Source organism: Stenotrophomonas daejeonensis, from assembly GCF_001431505.1.
Taxonomy (GTDB): Bacteria; Pseudomonadota; Gammaproteobacteria; order Xanthomonadales; family Xanthomonadaceae; genus Stenotrophomonas; species Stenotrophomonas daejeonensis.
Genome location: NZ_LDJP01000041.1, coordinates 1 through 5,521 on the forward strand (window position 1 = coordinate 1; position 5,521 = coordinate 5,521).

Below are 5,521 nucleotides of genomic sequence, written 5' to 3' on the forward strand. Positions count from 1 at the left end.
CGGGGCTCTCCGACCGTTAGTTGCTGACCACGTTTCACTGGGAACCGCGAATGCGCTTGCTGACGTAGTTGGAACCCCCGTCGGCTCCGACGAACCTTTACAGGGTGCCCGCGCTGGCCTGCATTGCCGCCAACGAAGCGAGCAACAATCCCCCGAGCCCCAATGCAGTCTTCATTGCGGCCGCGAGTGTCCCAGTTTCCCGGCATGAATGCCAACCCGCCGGCGCCAGTGGGACGCGCCACCGGTACAATCGCCCCCTTCGCCGCAGCCCGGCGGGCTGCGGCGAAGGGGGCGATTGTACCGGTGGCGCGTCCCACTGGCGCCGGCGGGTTGGCATTCATGCCGGGAAACTGGGACACTCGCGGCCGCAATGAAGACTGCATTGGGGCTCGGGGGATTGTTGATCGCTTCGTTGGCGGCAATGCCGGCCAGCGCGGGCACCCTGTACAAGTGCGTCGGCGCCGACGGGGTTTCCAACTACGTCAGCAAGCGCATCCGCGGTGCCAGTTGCAGCGTGGTCAGCAACTACCGTGCGTCAACCCCGGCTTCGAGGCCGCGGGTGCCGCCGCCGGCTCCGGCTCCGGTCGTCCCGCCGCCGCCTGCCGATGCAGCCGCATCGGCCGCGAAGGCCACCGCCGCCAGCATCGCCCCTTCCGCCATCGCCGTCAGTGCGCCGCCGGCCCCGGCGCGTACCGGCCCCGCACAGCGCGTGGTCAGTGGACAGGTCTATTCCTACATGAAGGACGGCGTGCGCCATTACACCAGCGCCCGGCCGGCGCAGGTGGCCAGCCTCGGCGAAGTGCGCACCATCCGCTACAGCTACATCGAGCGCTGCTATGCCTGCGGCGCCAACAACGGCGTCAACTTCGGCACGGTGCGCCTGAACACCACCGCTTTCCAGCACGAGATCGCCGCCGCGGCGCGCGAATTCGGCGTGGAAGAGGCGGTGGTCCGGGCGGTGATCCATGCCGAGTCGGCCTACAACCCGGCCGCGCTCAGCCGTGCCGGCGCGCAGGGGCTGATGCAGCTGATGCCGGCGACGGCCCGCCGCTTCGGGGTCGCCGATGCCTATGACGCGCCGCAGAACATCCGTGGCGGCGTGCAGTACCTGGCCTGGCTGTTGCGCCGTTTCAACGGCGACCTGACCCTGGCCGCGGCCGGCTACAACGCCGGCGAGGGCGCGGTGGCCCGGCACGGCGGCGTGCCGCCCTACAGCGAGACGCAGTACTACGTGAAGCGCGTGGCGCAGCTGGCCGAGCGTTACCGCAGCGAGCTGAGGTCGCACCAGTGAGGCGATGGGCCGCACATCGCGATCGCCGTGGCGGAAAACCGAGTGGTTGTTTGAGCGCATTGTCTGGGCTGCATGCGTTCAGCTAAACTCGGGAGCGGTTCAGATAAGTGGCGGTCGAAGGTTCACGGACCCCGGCCGCTGGCAGCCTCAAGCTACCTAAAGTCAATGAGTCGGAGTGCCGGATGGCCAACGATGGGGTAAACGATCCAGTCAACGCCGGGCGTCGGCGGTTTCTGACCGCCACCACGGTTGTGGTTGGAGCGGTCGGTGCCGGTTTCGCGGCGGTTCCTTTCATCAAGTCGTGGAATCCCAGCGCCCGTGCCAAGTTGGCCGGCGCGCCGGTGACCGCGGACATCAGCGCCCTGCAGGAAGGCCAGCGCCTGGTCCTGGAGTGGCGCGGCCAGCCGATCTGGATCGTCAAGCGCTCCAAGGCGATCCTCGACGCACTGCCCACCCTGGACAACCGCCTGCGCGACCCGCAGTCGGGCAACCTCGACCAGCAGCCGGCCTACGTGCTCAAGGGCAACCCGGAGTTCCGCTCGATCAAGCCGGAAATCTCGGTGCTGGTCGGCCTGTGCACCCACCTGGGCTGCTCGCCGGAAATGGCCGCCGAGATCAAGCCCGAGCCGTACGACCCGGAATGGAAGGGCGGCTACTTTTGCCCCTGCCACAAATCGCGTTTCGACATGTCCGGGCGCGTGTTCCAGGGCGTGCCGGCGCCGACCAACTTGGTCGTGCCCGCGCATCACTATGCCGATGACAACACCATCATCATCGGTGTCGATCCGCAGGGGGCAGCATAATCATGGCTGACAACATCCTCGTTCGCGCCGCCAACGGCGTGATGGACTGGGTCAACGAGCGCGCCCCGGCACTGATGCCGATGTACCGGAAGCACATGTCCGAGTACTACGCGCCGAAGAACTTCAACATCTGGTACATCTTCGGCGTGCTGTCGATGGTGGTGCTGGTCAACCAGATCGTCACCGGCATCTTCCTGACGATGCACTACAAGACCAGCGCGGCGGAAGCCTTCGCCTCGGTCGAGTACATCATGCGCGACGTCGAGTGGGGCTGGCTGATCCGCTACATGCACAGCACCGGCGCCTCGCTGTTCTTCATCGTCGTCTACCTGCACATGTTCCGCGGGCTGATGTACGGCAGCTACCGCAAGCCGCGCGAGCTGGTGTGGATCCTCGGCATGCTGATCTACCTGGTGCTGATGGCCGAGGCCTTCATGGGCTACGTGCTGCCGTGGGGCCAGATGTCGTTCTGGGGCGCGAAGGTCATCATCTCGCTGTTCGGCGCGATCCCGGTGATCGGCAACGGCCTGACCGAGTGGATCATGGGCGACTACCTGCCGTCCGACGCCACCTTGAACCGCTTCTTCGCCCTGCACGTGATCGCGCTGCCGCTGGTGCTGCTGCTGCTGGTGGTGCTGCACCTGGGCGCGCTGCACGAGGTGGGTTCCAACAACCCGGACGGCGTGGAGATCAAGAAGGGCCCGAAGGGCAACCGCTGGTCGCCGACCGCACCGGCCGACGGCGTGCCGTTCCACCCTTACTACACGGTGAAGGACACCTTCTACGTGTTCGCGATGATGGGCATCGCCGCCTTCATCATTTTCTTCGCCCCGGCGTTCGGCGGCTGGTTCCTCGAGCACGACAACTTCACCGAGGCCAACCGCCTGGTGACGCCCGAGCACATCAAGCCGGTGTGGTACTACACCCCGTACTACGCGATGCTGCGCGTGGTGCCGCACAAGCTCAGCGGCGTGCTGGTGATGTTCGGCGCGATCGCGATCCTGTTCGCGCTGCCGTGGCTGGACCGCGCCAAGGTCAAGTCGTACCGCTACCGCGGCGTGCTGTCGAAGGTGCTGCTGTTCGCCTTCGCCATCAGCTTCGTGTGGCTGGGCAAGATCGGCGCCGGCCCGGGCACCGACCCGGTGGAGACCATCATCGGCCGCTTCCTGACCGGGTACTACTTCCTTTTCTTCCTGACCATGCCAGTGTGGACCAAGCTGGACAAGACCAAGCCGGTGCCGGAACGGGTGACGACGCATGACTAAGAAATGGTTTGCCTTGCTGGCTGCCGCCGGCACCGCGTTGCTGTTCTCCACCGCCGCGTTGGCATCGGGCGGCGGCTCGCTGCAGCAGGCCGGCAACGACCTGACCGACCGGGCATCGCTGCAGCGCGGTGCGCAGGCCTACATGAGCTACTGCTCGGGCTGCCACTCGCTCAAGTACCTGCGTTACTCGCGCATGGCCTCGGACCTCGGCCTGAGCGAAGACCAGGTGATGGCGAACCTGAACTTCACCGGCGCCAAGGTCGGCGAGCAGATCCTCGTGACCATGTCCAAGGAACAGGGCGACAAGTGGTTCGGCAAGATGCCGCCGGACCTGAGCTTGATCTCCCGCGTGCGCGGCACCGACTGGATCTACACCTACCTCAAGTCGTTCTACCTGGACGAATCGCGTCCGCTGGGCTGGAACAACAAGCTGTTCCCCAACGCCTCCATGCCCAACCCGCTGTGGGAGCTGCAGGGCCTGCAGCACGCCGAGTTCGGCGAGCCCGACGTGGCCGGCGAGCGCCACCCGGAGCGGTTGGTCGTCACCAGCCCGGGCAGCGTGAGCACGGCCGAGTACGACCAGACCGTCCGCGACATCACCAATTTCCTCGAATATGCCGGCGAGCCGGCGGTGTTGAAGCGGCAGAGCATGGGCGTGTGGGTGGTGCTGTTCTTGGCGCTGCTGGCGTTCCTGGCCTACCTGCTCAAGAACGAATACTGGAAGGACGTGCATTGATGCACGGGTGAACCGGGGCGTGCACGGGCGCGGGACGGGCAAACGCTTGGCATCCGCGCCCGCTGGCTGCACACTCGGTACACCTTGGCGGCCGCCGGCAATGGGCGGGCGGCGCCGTGAGGCCGGAGCATTCCGGCTGCTGGAGAGTCCTTGATGGCAGCGAGTGTGCGCATGCGAAATACCCTGACATTGTTCTCTGCCAACGATGACGTCCTCTGCCATCGGGTGCGGCTGGTGCTGGCCGCCAAGGGCGTCACCTACGACCTGGTCCCGGTCGATCCGCAGAATCCGCCGGAAGACCTGATCGACCTGAACCCCTACCATTCGGTGCCGACCCTGGTCGAGCGCGAATTGGTGCTGTATGCCGCCTCGGTGGTCAGCGAGTACCTCGACGAGCGCTACCCGCACCCGCCGCTGATGCCGGTGGACCCGCTGTCGCGGGCGCGCCTGCGGCTGGCGATGCTGCGCATCGAGCATGACTGGGTGCCGCAGGTGCAGGCCATCCAGCTGGGCAACAAGACCCAGGCCGAGGCCGCGCGCAAGCGCCTGAAGGAGCTTGTGGCGCAGTCGGTGCCGCTGTTCAAGGCCTCCAAGTTCTTCCTCAACCCGGAAATGAGCTTGGCCGACTGCGCGATGGCGCCGATCGTCTGGCGCCTGGAAGCGCTGGGCATCCCGCTGCCCAAGGACGGCAAGGCCATCGAGGATTACGGCAACCGCATCTTCCGCAACCCGGGTTTCATCCGCAGCCTCACCGACCAGGAAAAGAAGCTGCGCGAATTGCCGGCCTGATCCCAGCGGCTGTATGCAGACTTGACGATCACCGCCTGCGGGCGGTGATCGCGTATCCGAGACGCGTAGACTTGCCGCATGAGTGAAGAAACTTTCCGCATGAGCAGCCACCGCCCGTACCTGTTGCGGGCACTGGTGGAGTGGATCAACGACAACGGCATGACCCCGCACATCATGGTGGACGCTGGCGTGCCGGGCGTGCAGGTGCCGGCCAGCGCGGTCAAGGACGAACGGGTGGTGCTCAACATCGCCGAACGCGCGGTGATGCGCCTGCACATCGACAACGAGGGGGTGAGCTTCACCGCGCGCTTCTCCGGCGTCAGTTTCCCGGTGAGCGTGCCGATCGCCGCGATCCTGGCGGTATATGCGCGCGAGACGGGACAGGGCATGGCGCTGCCGGACGACCTGCCGGGCACGGACAACACGGCGCCGGACGATGACGACACGCCACCACCGGGCGCACCGCCGGAGCCGCCCGCGCCTTCGGGCAAGCGCCCGTTCCTGCGGGTGGTGAAGTAAGCCCGGAACCGCCGCCGCAAGGCGGCGGTTTTCATTGGGGCGTGGATGCGGGGCTTGCCCCGCATGGCGCATTGTCGGGAAGGCCCCGCGCCGGGCAGGCCCGGCACCTACGGATATC

The 5,521-nt window shown here is 66.5% G+C and carries 6 protein-coding genes; all 6 read left to right on the forward strand.

Annotated elements, in window-relative coordinates; translation table 11 throughout:
- Window positions 1-370 precede the first annotated feature (370 nt).
- On the forward strand, window positions 371-1,291 hold the full coding sequence (locus tag ABB34_RS07475; RefSeq protein WP_057640621.1) for a lytic transglycosylase domain-containing protein: 921 nt from the start codon (window positions 371-373) through the stop codon (window positions 1,289-1,291).
- Between the two features lie 182 nt (window positions 1,292-1,473).
- On the forward strand, window positions 1,474-2,094 hold the full coding sequence (petA, locus tag ABB34_RS07480) for a ubiquinol-cytochrome c reductase iron-sulfur subunit (RefSeq protein ID WP_057640622.1): 621 nt from the start codon (window positions 1,474-1,476) through the stop codon (window positions 2,092-2,094).
- Between the two features lie 2 nt (window positions 2,095-2,096).
- Complete coding sequence (locus ABB34_RS07485; RefSeq protein ID WP_057640623.1) at window positions 2,097-3,359, forward strand: cytochrome b; 1,263 nt, start codon at window positions 2,097-2,099, stop codon at window positions 3,357-3,359.
- Window positions 3,352-4,095, forward strand: coding sequence for a cytochrome c1 (locus tag ABB34_RS07490; protein ID WP_057640624.1), 744 nt, complete (start codon window positions 3,352-3,354; stop codon window positions 4,093-4,095). The genes ABB34_RS07485 and ABB34_RS07490 overlap by 8 nt, the downstream gene beginning before the upstream one ends.
- A gap of 153 nt (window positions 4,096-4,248) precedes the next feature.
- Window positions 4,249-4,884 carry a glutathione S-transferase N-terminal domain-containing protein gene (locus ABB34_RS07495; RefSeq protein ID WP_057640625.1) on the forward strand — a complete coding sequence of 212 codons (636 nt, stop codon included), beginning with the start codon at window positions 4,249-4,251 and terminating at the stop codon, window positions 4,882-4,884.
- Window positions 4,885-4,962: 78 nt separating this feature from the next.
- A complete protein-coding gene (locus ABB34_RS07500) occupies window positions 4,963-5,403 on the forward strand; it encodes a ClpXP protease specificity-enhancing factor (protein ID WP_057640626.1) in 441 nt (146 codons plus the stop codon).
- Window positions 5,404-5,521: the final 118 nt, after the last annotated feature.

What these genes read in the sequence shown, in the direction of transcription:
- petA (WP_057640622.1), top strand. Translation starts at nt 1,474, where the DNA reads ATGGCCAACGATGGGGTAAACGATCCAGTCAACGCCGGGCGTCGGCGG.
- ABB34_RS07485 (WP_057640623.1), top strand. Translation starts at nt 2,097, where the DNA reads ATGGCTGACAACATCCTCGTTCGCGCCGCCAACGGCGTGATGGACTGG.
- ABB34_RS07475 (WP_057640621.1), top strand. Translation starts at nt 371, where the DNA reads ATGAAGACTGCATTGGGGCTCGGGGGATTGTTGATCGCTTCGTTGGCG.
- ABB34_RS07490 (WP_057640624.1), top strand. Translation starts at nt 3,352, where the DNA reads ATGACTAAGAAATGGTTTGCCTTGCTGGCTGCCGCCGGCACCGCGTTG.
- ABB34_RS07500 (WP_057640626.1), top strand. Translation starts at nt 4,963, where the DNA reads ATGAGTGAAGAAACTTTCCGCATGAGCAGCCACCGCCCGTACCTGTTG.
- ABB34_RS07495 (WP_057640625.1), top strand. Translation starts at nt 4,249, where the DNA reads ATGGCAGCGAGTGTGCGCATGCGAAATACCCTGACATTGTTCTCTGCC.